This window comes from Acetobacterium sp. KB-1, assembly GCF_003260995.1.
In the GTDB taxonomy this organism is placed as follows: Bacteria; Bacillota; Clostridia; order Eubacteriales; family Eubacteriaceae; genus Acetobacterium; species Acetobacterium carbinolicum.
This window is the reverse complement of the sequence record NZ_CP030040.1, coordinates 3,699,225-3,718,529: the sequence shown is the minus strand read 5'-3', so window position 1 is coordinate 3,718,529 and position 19,305 is coordinate 3,699,225. Positions and strand designations below refer to the sequence as shown.

Here is a 19,305-nt window from a genome sequence, read left to right as displayed (position 1 = left end):
TTTATACCCTTTCCATGTAATCGCCCGTACGGGTATCGATTCGAATCTTATCACCTTGTTCGACAAAAAGTGGTACGGTGATAACGGCACCAGTTTCTACCGTAGCGGGTTTATTTGCTCCGGTTGCAGTGTCGCCTTTAAAACCGGGATCGGTTTTAACAACTTCCAATTCCACAAAGTTGGGAGCTACGACTGAAAATGCCACGCCTTTTAGCGACTTTACAGTAGCAATATCATTTTCTTTTAAATATTTTAACGCTTCTTCAACCTGATTCAAGTTAAGTGGAATCTGCTCGTAGGATTCTTGGTCCATGAAGTAGTATAAACCACCGTCTTCATATAAGTACTCCATTTCACGGGTTTCTACCTGTGCTTTAGGGTAACGTTCTGTGGGACTGAACGATTTTTCTACCACTGAACCCGTGATAACATTTCGAATCTTTGTTCGAACAAAGGCTGCGCCTTTACCTGGTTTAACGTGTTGAAACTCAATGATGGTAAATGTGTGACCATCCATCTCAAACGTTACCCCTTTTTTAAAATCTCCTGCTGATACCATATTTACCTCCGATATATCGATGTTAATTTTTTCTTCTTAATTCAATGTTATTATTCTATCACATTTATCAGGTGACGTCATCCCAATTTATTATTATCACTGGGGATAAGCCCCCAATCATCTACCGATGAGACATCGATTATGACCACCCAGATCCGTAATCACCTGAATCTCCTGATAGCCGGCATTTCTTAGTAACGCCATCACTGCAGTGGCCTGATCGTCCCCAATTTCCAGCGCCAGAATACCGTCTTTTTCCAAAAACAAATGAGCCTCCCCAATGATCCGCCGATAAAAATCCAGACCGGATTCACCGCCGTCCAGTGCCATATGGGGTTCATACTCCAAAACATCCCGAGCCAGGCCACTCATCTCTTCCCACCTGATATACGGAGGATTGGAGACAATGACGTGGTAGGTTTTTCCTTGGGGAATAGCGGCAAATAAATCGCCTTCGTAAAGTAAAATATCGCCATCAACTAATTGGTCGGCATTAATTTTTGCTACCGCCAGTGCCGCCTTGGAAAAATCACTGAGGCTTATATTTCCCTGACTAAAGCATTTCTTAATGGTGATACCGATGGCTCCGCTGCCGGTACACAGATCCAGAACGTTAGCCCCCTTCGGGTACGTTGCCTGTAAATAGGCTAGCAGGTACTCCACCATCGGTTCGGTGTCTGGTCTGGGAATTAAAACATCCTGACTGACAAAAAAGTCCATCCCCATAAACGCTTTTTTCTGCAAAATATAGGCGACCGGTTCTAATTGACAGCGTCTCTTTATTGCGCTGCGATAGGTTTCTTCTTGTTTTAAGTCGACCGTTTCCTGTGAATGGGTATAAAAATAGATCCGCTCCTGATCTAAAACCCCGCTTAAAAGAATCTCGGCCTCTAAACCGGGATATTCGATTCCGGCCTGATTAAGTGACTGCCGTCCAAAATCTAAAACCTCTTTAATGGTCATTTTTTTCTACCTCAACTTAAAACTCAACAAAAATTTTTCACATCTGAACAAGAAAAAAGCCGGTTACAAGAACCGACTTCTTTTTTATTCTGCTGACTCGTTTTTAATGCCGTATTTTTTATTAAATCGATCAACACGTCCACCAGCATCAATAAGTTTTTGTTTCCCTGTGAAAAATGGGTGACACACTGAACAGATTTCCACTTTTAATTCTGGTTTGATAGAACCAGTTTCAAATGTATTTCCGCATGCACATTTAACTATTGATTTGCCGTAATTTGGATGAATGCCTTCTTTCATCGAATCCACCTCGTTTCTTATTTATTTAATTGCTCATTGTTATTTTATCAACCGTGATATTATATCAAACTTTTCTTAAAAGATCAAATATTTTGTGCTTTATATTTATTAATAAATTTTTTCATAAATGCATCGTTGTCTTTGGTCCGTTCCAGAATGGAGATAATCTTATCAGTGAGATCGTAGACCGTTGTTCCCTTGTAAAGTTTGCGGATATCAAAGCTTACTTTGAGCTCCTCAGCAGTCAAAAGTTTTTCTTCCCGACGGGTGCCAGAACGGTTCAAGTTGATCGCCGGGTAGATTCGCCGCTCGGCTAATTCCCGTTCCAGATGCAACTCCATGTTACCGGTTCCTTTAAATTCTTCGAAAATAATGTCATCCATGCGGCTGCCGGTATCCACCAGAGCCGTTGCCAAAATGGTTAAACTGCCACCTTCTTCGACATTTCGGGCGGAACCGAAAAACTTTTTCGGAAAAAACAGTGCCTCCGGATCAAGACCACCAGACAAGGTTCGGCCTGAAGGCGAAACCACCAGATTGTTTCCCCGGGTCAGCCGAGTTAAACTATCCACCAGAATCACCACGTCTTTTCCCTGTTCGACCAGCCGTTTGCCCCGTTCCAACACAATTTCTGCCACCTTGATATGATTTTCCGGGGGTTGATCAAAGGTTGAATAAACAATATCCGCATCGATGGAGCGTTTCATATCGGTGACTTCTTCCGGTCGTTCATCGACTAACAGAATAATCAGCTCAATCTCCGGATAATTGGTGGTAATGCCGGTGGCGATTTCCTTTAGCAAAATGGTTTTACCAGCTTTGGGCGGGGCCACAATCAATCCCCGCTGACCTCTTCCCATTGGTGAAAACAAATCGATCATCCGGGTTGACACCACATCCTGGGTGGTTTCCAGAGTGATTCGTTCTTCCGGGAAAATCGGTGTCAGCCGCTCAAAACGGGGTCGATTGGCAATTTTTTCAGGAATATCGCCATTGACCTTTTCCACATAAAGCAGGGCGTCGAATTTTTCATTTTCGCTGGACATCTTAATTTTTCCCAGGATTTTATCCCCAGTTCGGAGATTAAAGCGCCGGATCTGGTTGGCGGCCACATAAATATCGTGGTCCCCGGATAAATAATGGTTGGTTCGCAGGAATCCAAAGCCATCCGGATTGACGTCCAGAATCCCTTCCTGAGCGGTTTTAAAGCGGTCGAGATCCTTTTTATCGTCCACATAAAGCATGCTGTTTATTTTTTGAATAATGTCCGCGGTTTTCGTCCCGTTAACCTTTTCCAGAAACAGCATCGCTGAATACTTTTCCCCAGTTTTGGGTGGACGCACCTTACCACTTAGGACATCTCCAGTTTCCAGCTTGAATTTTTGTATCTGGGACCCGGAAATATAAACAAATTCCTCATTGGATTTCATCTCTTTATTTTTGACAAAGCCAAACCCCTCTGGCAGAATCTCCAGATTTCCTTCCACCACCACGACATTGTCCATCGAGTCTTTTATTTTGTAATAAGGAGAACGGGCACCATTTCCATTTGACCCATTGACAATGCGTTGAGTCGATTGAGCAGGGTGTATTTTAACGCTTTCTTTTTTTTCTACTACTGGTGTCACCGTTTTTTCTTTGCGATTTGTTTCGCTTTTTTCGTCTGTCAATGGCTCTTTTTCCTTTGTGTTGTGATGTTGATTTTGAGCGGCGGACTGATCAGCCGAGGTCTCTAATTTTTCTTCAATGGCCTCGATGAGTTCAATTTTTTTAAGCCGACTTATTTTTTCGATCCCCAGATGCTCTGCCTGCTTTCGCAATTCAACAACCGTTAAATCTTCCAGTGATTTCTTTTCCAATATGTGCCTCCATGGGTTTTTAGATGTTTAAGTAGTTTATCTTAGAATAGATTGGTTTGATCCGTTTTTTCGATATTATGCTTTCAAGTGCAGAATAATCTGAAGGGTGTATCTTGTAGATACCTTAATCTACCATAAATATCCATTCTTGTCAAAACCCCCGGCGACGCATTACTATTTAGTACGGTAGTCCAAGCGAACCCTATTTATTCCTGTTCGCCTTCGATAATTGAAATCATAATGGCGTTTTCCACCCGCCGCCGTTCAATTTCACAGCTAACGAAATGAGGTTTCATAATGGTGCCATTAAAATTATAGGCATTGGCATGACAACCGCCACCGCAGAAATATTTGGCCCAGCAGGTTTGACACGCTTCTTTTTCTAACAGATTGCCAGCATCAAAGATTTTTTTGATCTCGCCGTTGGTGATGCCACTTCTCACATCGCCCATTTTAAAGGCCTCATTGCCGACAAACTGATGACAGGGGTAGATATCCCCTTCTGGCGTCACAGCAACATAATCCTTGCCGGCCCCACATCCAGACAGACGTTTGTAGACACAAGGACCATGATCCAGATCGACATTAAAATGAAAAAAGTTATAATGAAGCCCCTCCTGATGGCGTTTCAGATAAGCCAGAGCCAGCGCATCGTATTCTTCCATAATGGTGGGCAAATCCGACTCGGTCAGGGCGTAATCATGTGTCGCTTCGGCCACAACTGGTTCCACCGAAATACTTGTAAAACCTTCTTTTGCCAAGAACTCTACATCCTTGGCAAAATCAAGATTATGATGGGTATAGGTTCCCCGGACATAGTGGTCTTTGTCGCCGCGCATTTTTGCCATCGCTTTGATATTATCAATAATCACATCAAAGGAGCCCCGATCATTGATGGTTTGTCGCATCTGGTCGTTGACTTCTTTACGGCCATCCAGACTGAGGACAATATTATCCATCGTCTCATTGAGATATTCCCGAGTTTTTGCATCCAGCAGCACCCCATTGGTCGTCATCGTAAATTTAAATTTCTTATCGTGTTTGGCGGCCATTTCATTACCGTAAACCACCAATTGTTTGACGACATCGAGGTTCATCAGCGGTTCGCCACCAAAAAAATCCACTTCCAGATTTTCTCGGTTTTTGGATTGTTCGATGATAAAATCAATGGCTTTTTTTCCCACTTCCAGCGGCATCAACAGTTTTTCGCCATCAAAGTCTCCTTGGGCGGCAAAACAGTAAGAACATTTCAGATTACAGTCATGGGCCACATGAAGACAAAGCGCCTTAATCAAATCGTTATTGGCATAGTTTTCCCGGTGATAGTTGATTTCTCGAAATAATAGCCCGGCCGCTTTGACGCTATCCAATTCATCGAGGCATTCATTGAGTTCAATCACTGAATAGTGTTCTTCAAAGTCTTTTATTATTTCAGCTCTAGTTTTAACTTGATAGTGATCCAGCAACGCAAAGGTCAGTTCATCCACCGTCAGCACCGTACTGGTGTCCACGTCCAAAACGATGTTAAGGCCGTTCTTTTGATATTTATGTATCATTTTTTCTCCTCGATTCTTGTATCATCAAAAAAAGACTATCTCTTACGAGACAGCCCCTTTCAGGCTTGTTTGCTATTTTTCAGTTTGTTTACATTTTTGGTTTCCTACGGTGCAGGAAGTTTTACAGGCTGATTGACAGGAAGTTTGACATTCCCCACACCCTCTGTTTTTCACGTCAGTGAGTTTACCTTCTTTAATGATTTTAATGTGCTTCAAATTATTCACTCCCCTCAATCTTTATTTCGATCAGACAATGGCAAGTTAATGAACCGTCGCTGTCTGTATTTAATTATTTTTTTTCGTCAATTTCTTCAAATTCGGCGTCGACAATGACTTCTTCCTGATCCAGATCTGGCAACTCTTCAAAATCGTCTTCTACTGTTTCTGCAACAGCGTCCCCAACATTGACTACTCGAGCAATGGCCGATTTAGTGATCAGCGCCTTATTGTAATCTGGCAATAATTCGATCGTGACGTTTTCTTCACCAATCGCATAAATAATTCCATAAAACCCGCCAATTGTAACAATTTCATCCCCTGGTTTCATACTTGAGCGCATTTCTTTAACTTCTTTTTGTTGTTTTTGTTGTGGTCTTAGAACAAAGAAATAGAAAAATACAAGTACTAAAATCAAAGGAAGAATGAGTGTAAAATCAATTCCAAACATTCACATTCTCCTTCATCTTATTCAGCTATGCCGAATTTTTCAAAGAAAGCTTCTTTATAGGCTAATAAACTGTCATCCATTATGGCCTGTCGAATTTTCTTCATCGTTACAAGTGTAAAGTATAAGTTATGATATGTCAATAACCTGGCCCCTAAAATTTCATTGGTTTTAATGAGATGCCGAATGTAAGCCCGGGTGTAGTTTCGACAAACGAAACAATCACATTCCGGATCAACCGGCGTAAAATCTTCCTTGTAGGTGGCATTGCGAACCACTACCTTGCCATGGCTGGTAAAAGCCGTACCGTTTCTGGCGATCCGGCTTTGGAGCACACAATCAAACATATCAATACCTCGAATGGTGCCTTCAAAAAGTGCATCCAAAGAACCAACCCCCATTAAATACCGGGGCTTATCTTTTGGCAGTAGCGGCGTGGTGGTGTCCAGCATCCGGTACATCACATCTTTGGGTTCGCCCACACTCAGTCCGCCAATGGAGTAACCGGGGAAACCAATGTCGGTAAGTTGTGCTACACTTTGAGCCCGCAGGTCGGAAAACATGCCACCTTGAACAATGCCAAACAAGGCCTGATCGTCTGGCCGCTTATGGGCCTCCTTACAACGTTTTGCCCAGCGGGTGGTCATTTCCATCGATTTTTTGGTGTACTCATAATCGGCGCCGGCAGGAGCGCATTCATCAAAGCACATAATAATATCAGCGCCGATGGCGTTTTGCATATCAATGGCTTTTTCCGGGGTCATAAAATGTTTGGATCCGTCCAGATGTGAAATAAATTCAACGCCTTCTTCAGTAATCTTTCTTAAATCATTTAAAGAAAATACCTGAAATCCGCCACTGTCTGTGAGCACCGGCCGGTTCCAGTTCATAAACTTGTGAATACCACCGGCCTTTTCCATTACCTCCTGACCGGGTCGCAAATAAAGATGATAGGTATTTCCCAGAATAACATTAGCATCCATCTCCACTAAATCTTCGGACGAAAGGGACTTCACCGTCGCCTGGGTTCCCACTGGCATAAAAATCGGGGTATTAATGATGCCACGTTTAGTATGGATCTTCCCCAATCTGGCTCCGGTATCTTTGCACTCCTTAATTAACTCATAACGAAATTCACTCATTCTTTTCTCCTAATCGTCTTTTTACTCAATCAACATCGCGTCACCAAAGCTAAAAAAGCGATACTTCCAGTCAATGGCACTTTGGTAGGCTTTCATAATGGCTTCCCGGTTATAAAAGGCCGACACCAGCATCAATAGGGTGGATTCTGGTAGATGGAAATTCGTAATCAACGCATCCACCACCTCCCACTGATAGCCGGGGTAAATAAAAATATCCGTCACTCCGGTATAGGCAGTTACCACGCCGTCATGCAGCTTGGCGTTACTTTCCAGGGTTCGCACTGAGGTGGTGCCGACGGCGATAACCCGACCACCTCTTTCCCTGGTTCGCTTAATGGCCTTGGCGGTTTCTTCCGGTACCTCGTAATATTCTTCATGCATATGATGTTCTTCAATCACATCACATTTTACTGGACGAAAGGTACCAATCCCCACATGGAGAGTCACCTCGGCAATTTCCACTCCCATCGCTTCAATTTTCTGAAGCAGATCCGGTGTGAAATGGAGCCCGGCAGTGGGCGCTGCTGATGAGCCATCATGTTTAGCATAGACAGTCTGATAGCGGTTATTGTCCTTTAGGGTTTCGTGAATATACGGCGGAACCGGCATCAGGCCGATCTCATCGATAATTTCCTCAAAAACGCCCAAATATTCAAAACTGATAATCCGCAGTCCACCCTGGGTGGTTCCGGTAATCTCACCCTTAAGCTCCGGACTAAACACAATCCGAGCACCAACCCGAGCCCGCTTTCCCGGTTTGACCATGATTTCCCAGTCTTTTTGAGACAGATGTCGCAACAGCAGGATTTCCACCTTGCCCCCGGTATCTTCGCGGGTACCAAACAGCCGGCCCGGCAACACCTTGGTGTTATTCATCACCAGTAAATCCCCGGGCCTTAAATAATTCGTCACTTCAAAAAAGTTCTGATCGGCAATGGTGTTTTTTTCTCTATTAATCACCATTAACCGGGAATTGTCTCTTTTTTCCAAAGGACTCTGGGCGATCAGTTCATCCGGGAGATCATAATAAAAGTCAGTTTTATCCATCTATTTCTTCCTCGTTGTCATAAAAATTTATTTTTAATTGCTGCGGATTAAGGGCCTCATTCATTAATTCTGCTAACCCCAGATGGGCATAACCACGACTGGTGATCACCCGACCCCGGGGTGTTTTCGAAAGAAATCCCAATTGAATCAGATAGGGTTCATAGACCTCTTCAATGGTATTTTTCTCTTCACCAATGGCGGCGGCCAGGGTGTCGATCCCCACCGGTCCGCCATCAAACTTTTCGACAATGGTCCGGAGCATGATCCGATCAATCTCGTCCAGACCGACTGCATCGACTTCAAAAAGTTCCAGCGCTTCGCGGGTAATCTTAAGATCAATGACGCCGCGGCCTTCAATTTCGCAATAATCGCGAACCCGTTTTAACAGCCGATTGGCAATTCGCGGCGTCCCGCGGGAACGGATGGCCAGCTCAACGGCTCCTTCATCATCCATTTCAATTCCGATAATGCCGGATGAACGGCGGATAATCGTAGCCAGCTCCTCAGGATTATACAGTTCCAATCGCTGGATCACTCCAAAGCGATCCCGTAGCGGTGAGGTCAGCAGTCCTACCCGGGTGGTGGCGCCAATTAAGGTAAAGGGCGGTAGCTCCAGCCGGATCGAGCGGGCGCCCGGACCTTTGCCGATGATGATATCCAGGGCATAATCTTCCATAGCCGGGTATAAAACCTCTTCGACCGCGCGTTGCAGCCGATGGATCTCATCAATAAAGAGGATATCTCCTTCTTTTAAGCTCGTCAGAATGGCGGCCAGATCGCCGGCCTTTTCAATCGCCGGACCAGAGGTGGTTTTTATCCCCACCCCCATTTCCCGGGCAATAATGTTAGCCAGGGTTGTTTTCCCCAGCCCCGGCGGACCGTATAATAGTACATGATCCAGGCTTTCACTTCGTTTTTGGGCGGCTTTTATAAAGATCCCCATCTGCTTCTTAACCTTTTCCTGACCAATGTACTCATCCAGACCCTGCGGTCTTAAATTCTTCTCTATTTCAACATCCAATTCCGTAAAATCGGAAGTGATAATTCGTTCCTTCATGGATTATCGTCCTTTCAATGGATTGGCCGAACGGAGCGCACCAGTAATCAGTTCTTCAATACTGCTTGCGGGAGTAAATGCCCGGGATACCATCTCAGAAGCTTCCGATAAACTATAGCCCAAACCCACCAGTCCGTTAACAGCCTGGGCGACATTATCGTCTTTTCCCCGTAAGTCAACGACCTTAAGGTCGCCCACCGTTACATCCTTATAGCGATCTTTAAGCTCCAGAATAATCCGGCTGGCGGTTTTAATCCCGATTCCCGGTGCCTTGGCAATGCTCTTTGGATCATCACTAACGATATGTCCAATCAGTTCGTTTCGGCTAAACTGAGACAAGAGTCCCATCGCCGCTTTAGGTCCAATTCCAGAAATCCCGATCATGGTTCTAAAAATTTCCCGTTCATCGGTGGTCGCAAAACCATAAAGCGACACCTCGTCTTCTTTAATCACCTGATGAAGATGCAGCTTTACCTCAGAATGCAGATTAGGCAGCTCATTTAGTGTATTGGTGGATACCTTTACCTTGTATCCCATGCGGTTTAGATCAATGACCACATAATCCATGGCTTGCTCTTCCAGGCTCCCGATCATATATTCGTACATAAAGCCCTCCTTCAAAATTTAAACATGCTTTACCTATTGTACCAAAACGAAAAAATATTTCAACACAAAAAAAGCACCCTTAGGTGCTATCCCAATGTGTCGTACTCCATTTTTGACGCCCTAGCGAAAGCTAAGTGGGTGTCTTGTCTCTAATTTCTGTTTTCCACTGAATATCCAAGATAAACGAGGCTTAACATCTGCTAGCGAACAATCAGACTCCCTGAGTATTGATGTAGGTTCAAAAATAAAGTTAAAACGAACACTTTGGGATAATCTAATTATACACGGTTTTCTCCAGAAATCAAAGGATAAATTTTTGTTGGCCATCAGCAGACAAATTCATCGTTTTCAACTCGCCTGAGTTTATAGCAGAATATCCAGTGCCGAGCGGATATTATCGACCGGGAAAACTTCCATTCCGGCTACTTTTAAACCCTTTTGGTTCCCTTTAGGAATAATACAGCGTTTAAAGCCTAATTTTTTTCCTTCGATGAGCCGTTTTTCAATATGCTGAATGTTTCGCACCTCACCGGTTAATCCGACCTCACCCAGGATCATCAAATCGCCAGGGATTTGAAAATCCCGGAGGCTGGAATAAAGCACCGCGATCACCCCAAGATCCAAAGCGGGTTCATCCACCTTGATGCCACCCACCACATTGATATAAGCATCCACCGACTGCATCTGAATCCCCAGTCGTTTTTCCATAATCGCCATTAATAGCACCATCCGGTTATAATCCATGCCGGTTGCCATCCGCCGGGGATTCCCAAAACCGGTGGCCGAAACCAGACCTTGAAGCTCAATTAGTAGTGGTCGGGTACCCTCGATACAGGGCACGACCACCGAACCGCAGGTATTTTTGGGGCGGCTGTCGAGCATCATTTCCGATGGATTAGCCACCGACTCCAGACCATTTTCGGTCATTTCGAAAATGCCGATCTCATTGGTGGAACCAAAACGGTTTTTAACCCCCCGCAGCACCCGATAGGCGTGATATTTTTCGCCCTCAAAATAGAGCACCGTATCGACCATATGCTCTAAAACGCGCGGTCCGGCAATGGCACCATCTTTGGTGACATGGCCGACCAGCACCATCGAGATATTGTCTTTTTTGGCCAATTGCATTAAAGCACCCGTGTTTTCCCGGATCTGGCTGACACTTCCCGGAGCTGAGGTGATATCCGGGCTGTACATGGTTTGAATCGAGTCGATGATCACAATATCCGGCCGTTCTTCCAGAATAATGGTAAGCAGATAAGGGATATTAATCTCTGATAAAAAGGAAATGTTTTCGGATTTAACATGCATCCGTTCGCCCCGCATTTTTAATTGCTGTTCCGACTCTTCCCCGGAAATATAGAGAATTTTGTAGCCCTGATTACCGAGCGCCTCGGTAGTCTGCAGTAACAGCGTTGACTTCCCGATCCCCGGGTCGCCGCCGAGCAGAATCATCCCTCCCGGCACAATCCCGCCGCCTAAAACCCGGTCAAACTCTTCATTGCGAGTGGGATACCGGGTATCTCCGGTAAAGGTAATCTCAGCCAGTGATTTCGGGCGGGAATAAACGCCCCGCTCCCGGGTATTTTCCTTGCTCCCCATTTTGGCAAGATCCAGTTCCTCTACCATGGTATTCCACTTTTCGCACTCGGGGCATTTCCCCATCCATTTGGGTGAATCATAACCACAGTTCTGACAGACAAAAATACTTTTTTTCTTGGCCATGTTTCCCCCTTATTTTTCTACTCGATCCATTTATAAATCAGGTAACCCATCAAACCACCAATTAAATTCAAGATAATATCATCGATATCCGCCCGGCGGCTGGCCAGAAATAAATACTGGATCAGCTCGATGGTACAGGTGGTGCCTAATATTACCATAAATGCATGAAAGAAATTAACCTTGATTTTTCTTGATAAAGGATATAACAAACCCAAAGGCATAAACAAAATAATGTTTCCCGCCAGATTTTTAAAAGAATCAGTAAAGGTGTATAACACAATTTCAGTTGGATCTGTTGGTTTAGTCGCCAGAAATTCCCAATTAATAAAGCCATTCACCACAATATCATAAAAAAAGTTATCAATGGTGGTAAGCGGCACTAAATTAAAAGTCGTTTCGTAGGTAATATTCGTTGCGTCGGGTAATAGGGTCAGGATAAATAAAAATCCCAGATAAGCCAGTAAAAGCAGCTTAAATAGAAATGTAACCCGCTTGTTTTTGCTCATATATTCGTCCTTCCTAAGTTGATTAGCTTTGATAAAGCCTTGCCATTATAACGAATAAACCTTTAAAAAACCACAGAGTTTTGTTTTTTTCTCCGTTAATGACTAAATATCCAGTTTTAAATCCCCATCTTTAATCCAGCCTCTGGCATGGAGAACGCGGTAAAACAGATAGGTCAATAGACCCGGAAGAATAAATTGAAGCAAGGCAATCCCGGCAACAATATTAAACGTCGAATCTCCAGCTTCCGTCATCGCCATGACCGTCCCAATTTGCCCCACAAAACCACAGGTACCCATTCCTGACGCAATCGGCGTATTCTTCATCTGAAAAACAGTGGTAGCAAAGGGTCCCAAAATAGCAGATGCCAGAGTGGGAGGAATCCAGATCTTCCAGTTCTTGATGATATTGGGCATTTGGATCATCGAGGTTCCAATCCCCTGAGCAGCCAGACCGCCGACACCATTATCCCGATAGCTCTGTATCGCAAAACCGACCATCTGACAACAGCAGCCAACCGTAGCCGCCCCCCCGGCAAGACCTGAAAGTCCCAGCATAATACATAAGGCCGCACTGGAAATCGGCAGGGTTAGCACAATCCCGACGATAACAGCGATAACAGCACCCATAATAATCGGTTGCTGCACCGTTGCCCACATAATCACTTCTCCTAAACCAACCATCAATGCCCCGATCGGTGGGCCAACAACCATCGCAGTCAGAGATCCCATCATCATCGTCACAAAGGGGGTAACCAATATATCTACCTTCGTCTCACCAGAAACAGCCTTCCCAAATTCTGCGCCCACCGCCGCGGCAAAAAAAGCACCGGCCGGCCCACCCAGGGTATTTCCCAGAGCACCCGCCACGGTAATGGAAAAAAGCACCAAAGGCGGTGCCTTTAAACTATAAGCAACTGCAACCGCAATCGCCGGGCCGGTCATCGCCATGGCTACCGGCCAAAGCGTTTCACTTAAAAAAGGAATATGAAATAAAATCCCGATCTGATTGAGGATACTCCCCATCAGCAGGGTTCCAAATAACCCAAAAGCCATGTATTTCAGGGCTTCCATTAAATAGCGCTGAACCGAGAACTGGATATCCTTCTGCTGCAAAAAATCCTTGAACCCCGAGTACTTTTTTTCTTTCTCCATAACAACTCACTCCTTGCTTCCTTTTAAATTTGATCATCTAGAATGTTCTCTATATTAAAGTGCTCGGGCCATTTACCCAATCACAGACACAAGAAAAAATACCGAAAGAAAGCCTCCGATATTTTTATTCTCTGTCTTAAATTAAGATACATTATTGTATCCGCATTAATTTAAAACTCAGTATTAATTTTTTACTATGGTAATTATAACCAACTTTATGGACTTTGTAAAGGGTTTCGATCGTTAGTTATTTATCTAACGATGAATCTGCTGCCAAAGCTTCAACTTTATCACAACAAAAGCTTTAGCATTTTTGTTTTTTCATGACAGGGCCACGTCAACAAACGCCTGTTCACCGCGGATAATCCTGGCGGTGCCGTTGGTTTTATCCTCAACCCAGGCTAAAAACCGGTTTGTATCGGCCACCGGGATCTCAAAGGATAGGGTTACCTTTTCACCAAAATCTTCATTCACCGGAATCACGTCCCGCTCTAATAAACCGCTACTCACGCCCCCATAACTGGTATAACTGAGCACCACCTGCAATTGGTCAGAAAACTGTTTTTTAACCACGCGGCAATGATTAAGAACATCGCTGGCACCACCGCCATAGGCCCGGATCAGACCGCCGGTGCCCAGCTTGATGCCGCCAAAATAGCGAATTACCACCACCAGCACATCTTTTAACTCCCGGTGATCAATGACCTCCAGAATCGGTTTGCCGGCGGTGCCGGAAGGTTCGCCATCATCGCTGGCTTTTTGGCGCCGGGGATTGGTATTGAGCACATAGGCCCAGCAGACATGGGTGGCCTTATAATGCTTTTTACGGATTTCGGCCAGAATCGCTTCTGCTTCCTCCTCCGCTTCAATATGAAAAACCAAATTGATAAAGCGAGACTTTTTGATTTCAAGTTCGGTTTCATCCGGGATTAGAACCGTATTATAATCATCCACCTTTATACCTCTGTTACCTGATACTTCAAAAAAAGATGAATCGGAAAATCATCAGTCATTACAATGGTGACCAGATTGCCCTCTGCCTGGTAATCAATTTCCTGAACCACCTTCATTTCATGCAATTGCGCCAGCGCTTTGTTGTCATCATAGGGAATCAATAGCTTTATTTCTCTTTTTTCCCCAACGAGTACCCGACTCACTGCTTCAAATAAAATATCGACTTCGAGCTTTTCTTTAGCAGAAATATAGAGGGTCAGCTCATCGACGGCTTCCTGATTTTTAAGCAAAAAGGCTTCCCGGTCCGCCTCGGTCAATTTATCGATTTTGTTATAGACCATCATCACTTTTTTGTTGCCCGCACCGATATCCATAAGAACCTGATTAACCACGGTGATTTGGGCCTCGTAATTATGATTGGAAACATCAACCACATGAAGCAGCAAATCCGCTGTCTCCACTTCCATCAGGGTGGTCTTAAAGGCCTTAATTAAATCATGAGGCAGCTTATCGATAAAGCCAACGGTATCCGAGACCAGATAATCCCCCTGTTCCGGATCGACCTTTCTAAGGGTCGAATCCAGGGTGATAAAGAGACCATCTTTGGTCACCACCTCACTTTGAGTCAGGTGATTAAACAAGGTGCTTTTGCCGGAGTTGGTATAGCCGATTAAACCAACCGTTTTAATTTTATTTTTTCCGCGCTGAACGGCATTGAGCTGATTGCTTTTATTGATCCGTTCAATTCGGGCTTCCAGTTCTTCTAACTGTTTGCGAATATGACGCCGATCGGTTTCTAATTTCTTTTCACCGGGGCCGCGGGTACCGATGCCGCCGCCGGTTCGGGACATGACAATCCCCAATCCTTTTAGATGGCTCATCCGATATTTCTGCTGGGCCAATTCCACCTGCAGCTTGCCTTCTTTGGTTTTGGCATGACGGGCAAAAATATCCAGAATAATGGTGGTTCGATCCACCGTTTTGGTTCCGGTGGCGGCTTCGATATTGGCAATCTGGCGAGCGTTCAACTCGTCATTGGCGACAATCAGATTGATGTCATTGTTCTGAATCACCTTGATCAGTTCCGAAAGCTTGCCCTTGCCCACATAAAAGGTGGTATCAATCTGGCTTCTGGCCTGACAAACCTGTTCCAGTACGGTTCCTCCGGCTGTTTTTACCAGTTGCTGCAATTCTTCCATCGAGTCAACCAGCTCTACCCCTTTGTTTCCGGGCAGATCCAAACCAATCAGCAAGGCGCGCTCTTCTTCATCTTCGGAATCAAACTTATTGTCAGGATCGTCTTTGATAAACCGATCTGCCAATAGAATGTAATGCTCCAACGGAAACGTATTGAGCTCCTTCAGGGTTTTAAACAATGCCTGACCATATTCCATCGTCGCTTCTTCAACCACTGGCACACCGATGCTAAAGCTTACTGGTATTTTTTCATCCACCCCAATGGCAATAATGCACTGGAGATTCTGCTTTTTTGCTGCTGAAAAATCCTCGTCAGACAGTCGCGGATTGCCACCGGGATGGGTGTGAATCACCCGGTATTTATTGAGCGCCTTAACGTGATATAACATTTCGGCATTACCGATATTGACCGTCGCTGCATCCCCGATATTCACCCACTGAACCCGGTTTTTGTCATTGGTGCAGATCAGCACTTCTCGCTTCGTTGCCAGGGTCAACCGTTTCATGATTTCTAACACATATTCATCCAAAAGAACCTGATTTTCCATTTCATAACCAACCAGGTCATCCAACTCTTTTATATAGCTTTGGCGAATGCCACTTTTATTATTATCTGCCATTATTTTTTCCTTTTATCTTAATAAAATGATTTGTAAAATGATTAATCGAATGACTTATTATAACACAAAAACCAGGCAAAATGATTGCCTGGTCAGGTTTTCTGTAAACTACCGTACCGACCAATTGTTAATCTGTTGTTCGCCGCGCCATGCGAAATCTGCTACGCTCCTTTCGCATTGGTCGCGGGCAGTCGCCAACTATAAGCAAGCTTATGATTGGCTCGTTGCCTGCGCGCAGAATCGGACAGGCTCTGCCGTGTCCGCTCCGATGCGTACAACATGATATAACAATTGTCGGTACTGCTTCAGTTGTTTATTCATAATTTTATCAAAATAAAAAACTAATCTGAAAAAGTCATAAATTATGAACTAGAGTGTGACCACTTCAGATTCGGCCACGGCTGTGGCCATCATCTCTACCATCATTTCCGAAATCTTTTCTTCGGAACGTAGCATCTCCGAAACCTTTGGTTTGGTTTCCGGATGTTTGGGCACAAAAATGGTACAGCAATCTTCATAGGGTAGGATCGAAGTTTCAAAGGTGCCAATGGTTTCGGCAATCTTGACAATTTCAGTTTTATCAAAACCAATCAGCGGTCTAAAAACTGGCATTTCGGCCACCGCGTTGGTAGCCGCCAACCCTTCCATCGTCTGGCTGGCAACCTGACCCAGGCTTTCCCCGGTAATCATCGCCTTGGCCCCTTCGTTATTGGCAATCATCTCAGCAATCCGCATCATATAGCGACGCATAATAATGGTCGTCTGCCGATCCGGACACATTTCCACAATCTTGGTTTGGATCTCGGTAAAGGGTACGACAAAGAGTTTGATTTTGCCGCAATACTGACTCATGATCTTAGCCAGATCGATAACCTTTTCCTTGGTCCGGTCACTGGTGAAGGGGAAGCTGTGGAAATAGACGCCAATGACTTCGACCCCCCGCTTAGCCATCAGATAACCGGCCACCGGACTATCGATGCCGCCGGATAATAAAAGTGCCCCTTTGCCGCTGCAGCCGACCGGCAAACCGCCGTTGCAAGCAATAAACTGATGATACATATAGGTCTGTTCGCGAACTTCCACCCACAGATTTAAATCCGGGCTGTGAATATCGACGGTGATACCCGTAACGTTATCCAACACCACTTCACCCAGACGACAGCATAGATCGGGGGATTTGATCGGGAAGGTTTTATCGCCCCGTTTGGCGGTGATCTTAAAGGTTTTGATGTCCTGTGCCGATCGTACCTGCTCAATGGCATTTTCTTCAATCGCCGTAATATCACTGTCAATGACGATAGCCGGGCTAATGGAGACAATCCCGAATACTTTTTGCACCCGCTCCATGGCCCGGTTTAGATCTTCATCGCTGACATTAACAATCAAGCGCCCCTGTATTTTTTTAACCTTTGCCGATGGTACACTGCGCAGGGTAGTTCTGATATTTTTTGCCAATAATTCGATAAAATAATTACGGTTCAACCCTTTTAGGGCAATCTCCCCGTATCGAACCAGAATAACATGTTCCATTATTTTTTTGCTCCTGTCATCTATTTTTTCTTGGTTTAACTAATAGCCGTAAGCTTGCCACTGCCTGGGCAATGGCTGCCACCGCGGGCTTAACATCGTCTTGGGTGATGTCATTTGAAAAGCTGATGCGAATGGTTCCTTCTTTATATTCTTCGGCCAGCCCAATCGCTTTAAGAACATACTGTTTCTCCTTTTTATGAGACGAACAGGCTGAGCCGGTAGAGACAAAAATCCCTTTGGCTTCGAGGCTGTGCAGCAACACCTCGCCCCGTACCCGGTTAAAGGAAACGTTGAGCACATAGGGACTGCCATTGAGATCCCCGTTTATTTTGATATCATCGATCTTCGCCTCGATTTCGTCGATAAAAGCAGCTCGCAGGTTTCTAATCACTTCAAACTCAGCGGTAAACGAGTCTTTCCGCAAACGAATGGCTTCTCCTAAACCAATAATTCCCGGGACATTTTCCGTCCCCGAACGCATATTGCTTTCCTGGCCGCCGCCCCGCAGCAACGGTTTAATATCCGTACCCTTTTTTATATAAACCGCACCCACCCCTTTAGGTCCAAAAATCTTATGGCCTGACAGCGTTAAAGCGTCCAACTGGCAAGCTTTAACATCGACGGGGATCTTCATAAAGCCCTGAACAAAATCGGCATGAAAAACACATTTGGGATTCACCATCTTGACGATCTTGCCAATCGCTTTTAGATCCTGAATGGTTCCCAGTTCATTGTTCACCCCCATAATGCTGACTAAGATGGTTTCTTCGTTGATCGCCGCTTTTAGTTGATCCTGGTCAATGTGTCCCTGGGTGTCTACCCCGAGAACAACGACTTCAATCTGATGGTTTTCATAAAAGGTAAATACATCCAGTACCGATGGGTGTTCAATCGCTGAGGTGATAATTCGCATTCGATTACGTTTTTTATTCTCTACCACCCCCTGGATAATCATATTATTACCTTCGGTTCCACCCGAAGTAAAATAGATTTCCGGGGTTTGGCAGTTCAGGCTTTGGGCGACTGCTTCCCGAACTTCCTTGATGGCTTGTTCACTCCGAATTCCCAAGCGGTGGAGTGATGATGGATTCCCATAGTTATTCATCAGGGCATCCATCATCTTCTTAGCAACCTGGGGATGGACCCTGGTGGTTGCCGCATTATCTAAATAAATTTCTTTCATCGTTTTGATCCTTCTCTCACGGGGTCAGGTTTTTACTGATCCGAATCAGCATTCCTCATCGAGAAAAATGCGGCTTCCCACTGCCGAACGTTGCCCCTGATATTTCCCCTGATAGGGGTTTAAGGCCATACCATCCATTTGGGCAAAGACCAGTTGGCAGATCCGTCGACCCTTTTCCAGTTTAATGGGCAGGCGGTTGGCATTATAAAGTTCCAGGGTAATCTCCCCTTCAAAGCCCGGATCCACCCATCCCGCATTCTGAATAAATAACCCCATCCGACCAATGGAGCTTCGTCCCTCCACAAAGGCCGTCAGGTTGCAGGGCAGCTTAATATACTCCATCGTTGTTGCCAAAAGAAACGAATTCGATGGAATAACAATCTCATCTGCTTCCATGGATATATACTTAATTTCGTCTGTAAGCGACATGGCCTCAAAATTATTCTCATCCAGTTTTAAAAAGCTGGTCCCCAAACGAATGTCCACGGATGCCGGCTGCACCTGGCCCTTTTCCAGTGGGTCGATGACCAACTCACCGCTTTCTAAATATTTATAAATGGTTTTATCCGATAAAATCATGTTTCCTCCAAAATTACAAAATTCTAAGTGCTTGTGAAATTTTCTCATTAATTGTATTATGGGTGCTGTAAATTTACAAGGTTAATTTTTAACTGTCTGATGGCAT

General features: G+C 44.8%; 19 protein-coding genes and 1 other RNA gene. All 20 read right to left on the bottom strand.

The features are described 5' to 3' along the window. Position 1: 1 nt before the first annotated feature. The 20 genes from efp to dcd all read right to left on the bottom strand — a co-directional run bounded on the left by efp (position 2) and on the right by dcd (position 19,199). Positions 2–559, bottom strand: coding sequence for an elongation factor P (gene efp / locus DOZ58_RS17130; RefSeq protein ID WP_111889411.1), 558 nt, complete (start codon positions 557–559; stop codon positions 2–4). A 117-nt stretch (positions 560–676) separates the two neighbouring features. Next, on the bottom strand, positions 677–1,522 hold the full coding sequence (gene prmC, locus DOZ58_RS17125; RefSeq protein ID WP_111889410.1) for a peptide chain release factor N(5)-glutamine methyltransferase: 846 nt from the start codon (positions 1,520–1,522) through the stop codon (positions 677–679). A gap of 84 nt (positions 1,523–1,606) precedes the next feature. Then, positions 1,607–1,822 (bottom strand): 50S ribosomal protein L31, encoded by a 216-nt coding sequence (gene rpmE, locus DOZ58_RS17120; protein ID WP_026395220.1) that lies wholly within the window; start codon positions 1,820–1,822, stop codon positions 1,607–1,609. A gap of 83 nt (positions 1,823–1,905) precedes the next feature. Beyond that, complete coding sequence (gene rho, locus DOZ58_RS17115) at positions 1,906–3,681, bottom strand: transcription termination factor Rho (RefSeq protein WP_111889409.1); 1,776 nt, start codon at positions 3,679–3,681, stop codon at positions 1,906–1,908. Positions 3,682–3,887: 206 nt separating this feature from the next. Next, positions 3,888–5,237, bottom strand: a complete 1,350-nt coding sequence (gene scfB / locus DOZ58_RS17110; RefSeq protein WP_111889408.1) for a thioether cross-link-forming SCIFF peptide maturase — start codon at positions 5,235–5,237, stop codon at positions 3,888–3,890. A 72-nt stretch (positions 5,238–5,309) separates the two neighbouring features. Beyond that, positions 5,310–5,453, bottom strand: a complete 144-nt coding sequence (gene scfA / locus DOZ58_RS17105; protein WP_111889407.1) for a six-cysteine ranthipeptide SCIFF — start codon at positions 5,451–5,453, stop codon at positions 5,310–5,312. 73 nt (positions 5,454–5,526) lie between these two features. Continuing rightward, positions 5,527–5,904 (bottom strand): preprotein translocase subunit YajC, encoded by a 378-nt coding sequence (yajC, locus tag DOZ58_RS17100; RefSeq protein WP_242988532.1) that lies wholly within the window; start codon positions 5,902–5,904, stop codon positions 5,527–5,529. Between the two features lie 17 nt (positions 5,905–5,921). After that, positions 5,922–7,043: a tRNA guanosine(34) transglycosylase Tgt gene (gene tgt / locus DOZ58_RS17095; protein WP_111889406.1), complete on the bottom strand. Its 1,122-nt coding sequence runs from the start codon at positions 7,041–7,043 to the stop codon at positions 5,922–5,924. A 21-nt stretch (positions 7,044–7,064) separates the two neighbouring features. Beyond that, positions 7,065–8,090, bottom strand: coding sequence for a tRNA preQ1(34) S-adenosylmethionine ribosyltransferase-isomerase QueA (queA, locus tag DOZ58_RS17090; RefSeq protein WP_111889405.1), 1,026 nt, complete (start codon positions 8,088–8,090; stop codon positions 7,065–7,067). Then, a complete protein-coding gene (gene ruvB / locus DOZ58_RS17085) occupies positions 8,083–9,147 on the bottom strand; it encodes a Holliday junction branch migration DNA helicase RuvB (protein WP_111889404.1) in 1,065 nt (354 codons plus the stop codon). The genes queA and ruvB overlap by 8 nt, the downstream gene beginning before the upstream one ends. Before the next feature lie 3 nt (positions 9,148–9,150). Next, positions 9,151–9,753 carry a Holliday junction branch migration protein RuvA gene (gene ruvA / locus DOZ58_RS17080; RefSeq protein ID WP_111889403.1) on the bottom strand — a complete coding sequence of 201 codons (603 nt, stop codon included), beginning with the start codon at positions 9,751–9,753 and terminating at the stop codon, positions 9,151–9,153. 84 nt (positions 9,754–9,837) lie between these two features. After that, positions 9,838–10,027, bottom strand: a non-coding RNA gene (gene ssrS / locus DOZ58_RS17075) — 6S RNA. An 89-nt stretch (positions 10,028–10,116) separates the two neighbouring features. After that, positions 10,117–11,478: a DNA repair protein RadA gene (gene radA, locus DOZ58_RS17070; RefSeq protein WP_111889402.1), complete on the bottom strand. Its 1,362-nt coding sequence runs from the start codon at positions 11,476–11,478 to the stop codon at positions 10,117–10,119. A 17-nt stretch (positions 11,479–11,495) separates the two neighbouring features. After that, positions 11,496–11,984, bottom strand: a complete 489-nt coding sequence (locus DOZ58_RS17065) for a VanZ family protein (RefSeq protein ID WP_111889401.1) — start codon at positions 11,982–11,984, stop codon at positions 11,496–11,498. A gap of 102 nt (positions 11,985–12,086) precedes the next feature. Beyond that, on the bottom strand, positions 12,087–13,136 hold the full coding sequence (locus DOZ58_RS17060) for a PTS transporter subunit IIC (RefSeq protein WP_111889400.1): 1,050 nt from the start codon (positions 13,134–13,136) through the stop codon (positions 12,087–12,089). A gap of 321 nt (positions 13,137–13,457) precedes the next feature. Continuing rightward, positions 13,458–14,090 carry a YigZ family protein gene (locus DOZ58_RS17055; protein WP_111889399.1) on the bottom strand — a complete coding sequence of 211 codons (633 nt, stop codon included), beginning with the start codon at positions 14,088–14,090 and terminating at the stop codon, positions 13,458–13,460. Between the two features lie 2 nt (positions 14,091–14,092). Further along, the gene (hflX, locus tag DOZ58_RS17050; protein ID WP_111889398.1) at positions 14,093–15,907 is read right to left on the bottom strand and encodes a GTPase HflX; all 1,815 of its coding nucleotides are present in this window, start codon (positions 15,905–15,907) and stop codon (positions 14,093–14,095) included. 369 nt (positions 15,908–16,276) lie between these two features. Continuing rightward, positions 16,277–17,437 carry a tRNA uracil 4-sulfurtransferase ThiI gene (gene thiI / locus DOZ58_RS17045; RefSeq protein ID WP_111889397.1) on the bottom strand — a complete coding sequence of 387 codons (1,161 nt, stop codon included), beginning with the start codon at positions 17,435–17,437 and terminating at the stop codon, positions 16,277–16,279. Between the two features lie 16 nt (positions 17,438–17,453). Continuing rightward, positions 17,454–18,620, bottom strand: coding sequence for a cysteine desulfurase family protein (locus tag DOZ58_RS17040; protein ID WP_111889396.1), 1,167 nt, complete (start codon positions 18,618–18,620; stop codon positions 17,454–17,456). A 45-nt stretch (positions 18,621–18,665) separates the two neighbouring features. Next, positions 18,666–19,199: a dCTP deaminase gene (gene dcd, locus DOZ58_RS17035; RefSeq protein WP_111889395.1), complete on the bottom strand. Its 534-nt coding sequence runs from the start codon at positions 19,197–19,199 to the stop codon at positions 18,666–18,668. Between the last annotated feature and the right edge of the window lie 106 nt (positions 19,200–19,305).

Excerpts from the sequence above, each read along its gene's own strand:
- radA (WP_111889402.1), bottom strand. The coding sequence starts at position 11,478 with ATGGCCAAGAAAAAAAGTATTTTTGTCTGTCAGAACTGTGGTTATGAT.
- ruvA (WP_111889403.1), bottom strand. The coding sequence starts at position 9,753 with ATGTACGAATATATGATCGGGAGCCTGGAAGAGCAAGCCATGGATTAT.
- scfB (WP_111889408.1), bottom strand. The coding sequence starts at position 5,237 with ATGATACATAAATATCAAAAGAACGGCCTTAACATCGTTTTGGACGTG.
- efp (WP_111889411.1), bottom strand. The coding sequence starts at position 559 with ATGGTATCAGCAGGAGATTTTAAAAAAGGGGTAACGTTTGAGATGGAT.
- tgt (WP_111889406.1), bottom strand. The coding sequence starts at position 7,043 with ATGAGTGAATTTCGTTATGAGTTAATTAAGGAGTGCAAAGATACCGGA.
- queA (WP_111889405.1), bottom strand. The coding sequence starts at position 8,090 with ATGGATAAAACTGACTTTTATTATGATCTCCCGGATGAACTGATCGCC.
- DOZ58_RS17060 (WP_111889400.1), bottom strand. The coding sequence starts at position 13,136 with ATGGAGAAAGAAAAAAAGTACTCGGGGTTCAAGGATTTTTTGCAGCAG.
- hflX (WP_111889398.1), bottom strand. The coding sequence starts at position 15,907 with ATGGCAGATAATAATAAAAGTGGCATTCGCCAAAGCTATATAAAAGAG.
- dcd (WP_111889395.1), bottom strand. The coding sequence starts at position 19,199 with ATGATTTTATCGGATAAAACCATTTATAAATATTTAGAAAGCGGTGAG.
- DOZ58_RS17065 (WP_111889401.1), bottom strand. The coding sequence starts at position 11,984 with ATGAGCAAAAACAAGCGGGTTACATTTCTATTTAAGCTGCTTTTACTG.
- ruvB (WP_111889404.1), bottom strand. The coding sequence starts at position 9,147 with ATGAAGGAACGAATTATCACTTCCGATTTTACGGAATTGGATGTTGAA.
- DOZ58_RS17040 (WP_111889396.1), bottom strand. The coding sequence starts at position 18,620 with ATGAAAGAAATTTATTTAGATAATGCGGCAACCACCAGGGTCCATCCC.
- thiI (WP_111889397.1), bottom strand. The coding sequence starts at position 17,437 with ATGGAACATGTTATTCTGGTTCGATACGGGGAGATTGCCCTAAAAGGG.
- yajC (WP_242988532.1), bottom strand. The coding sequence starts at position 5,904 with ATGTTTGGAATTGATTTTACACTCATTCTTCCTTTGATTTTAGTACTT.
- prmC (WP_111889410.1), bottom strand. The coding sequence starts at position 1,522 with ATGACCATTAAAGAGGTTTTAGATTTTGGACGGCAGTCACTTAATCAG.
- rpmE (WP_026395220.1), bottom strand. The coding sequence starts at position 1,822 with ATGAAAGAAGGCATTCATCCAAATTACGGCAAATCAATAGTTAAATGT.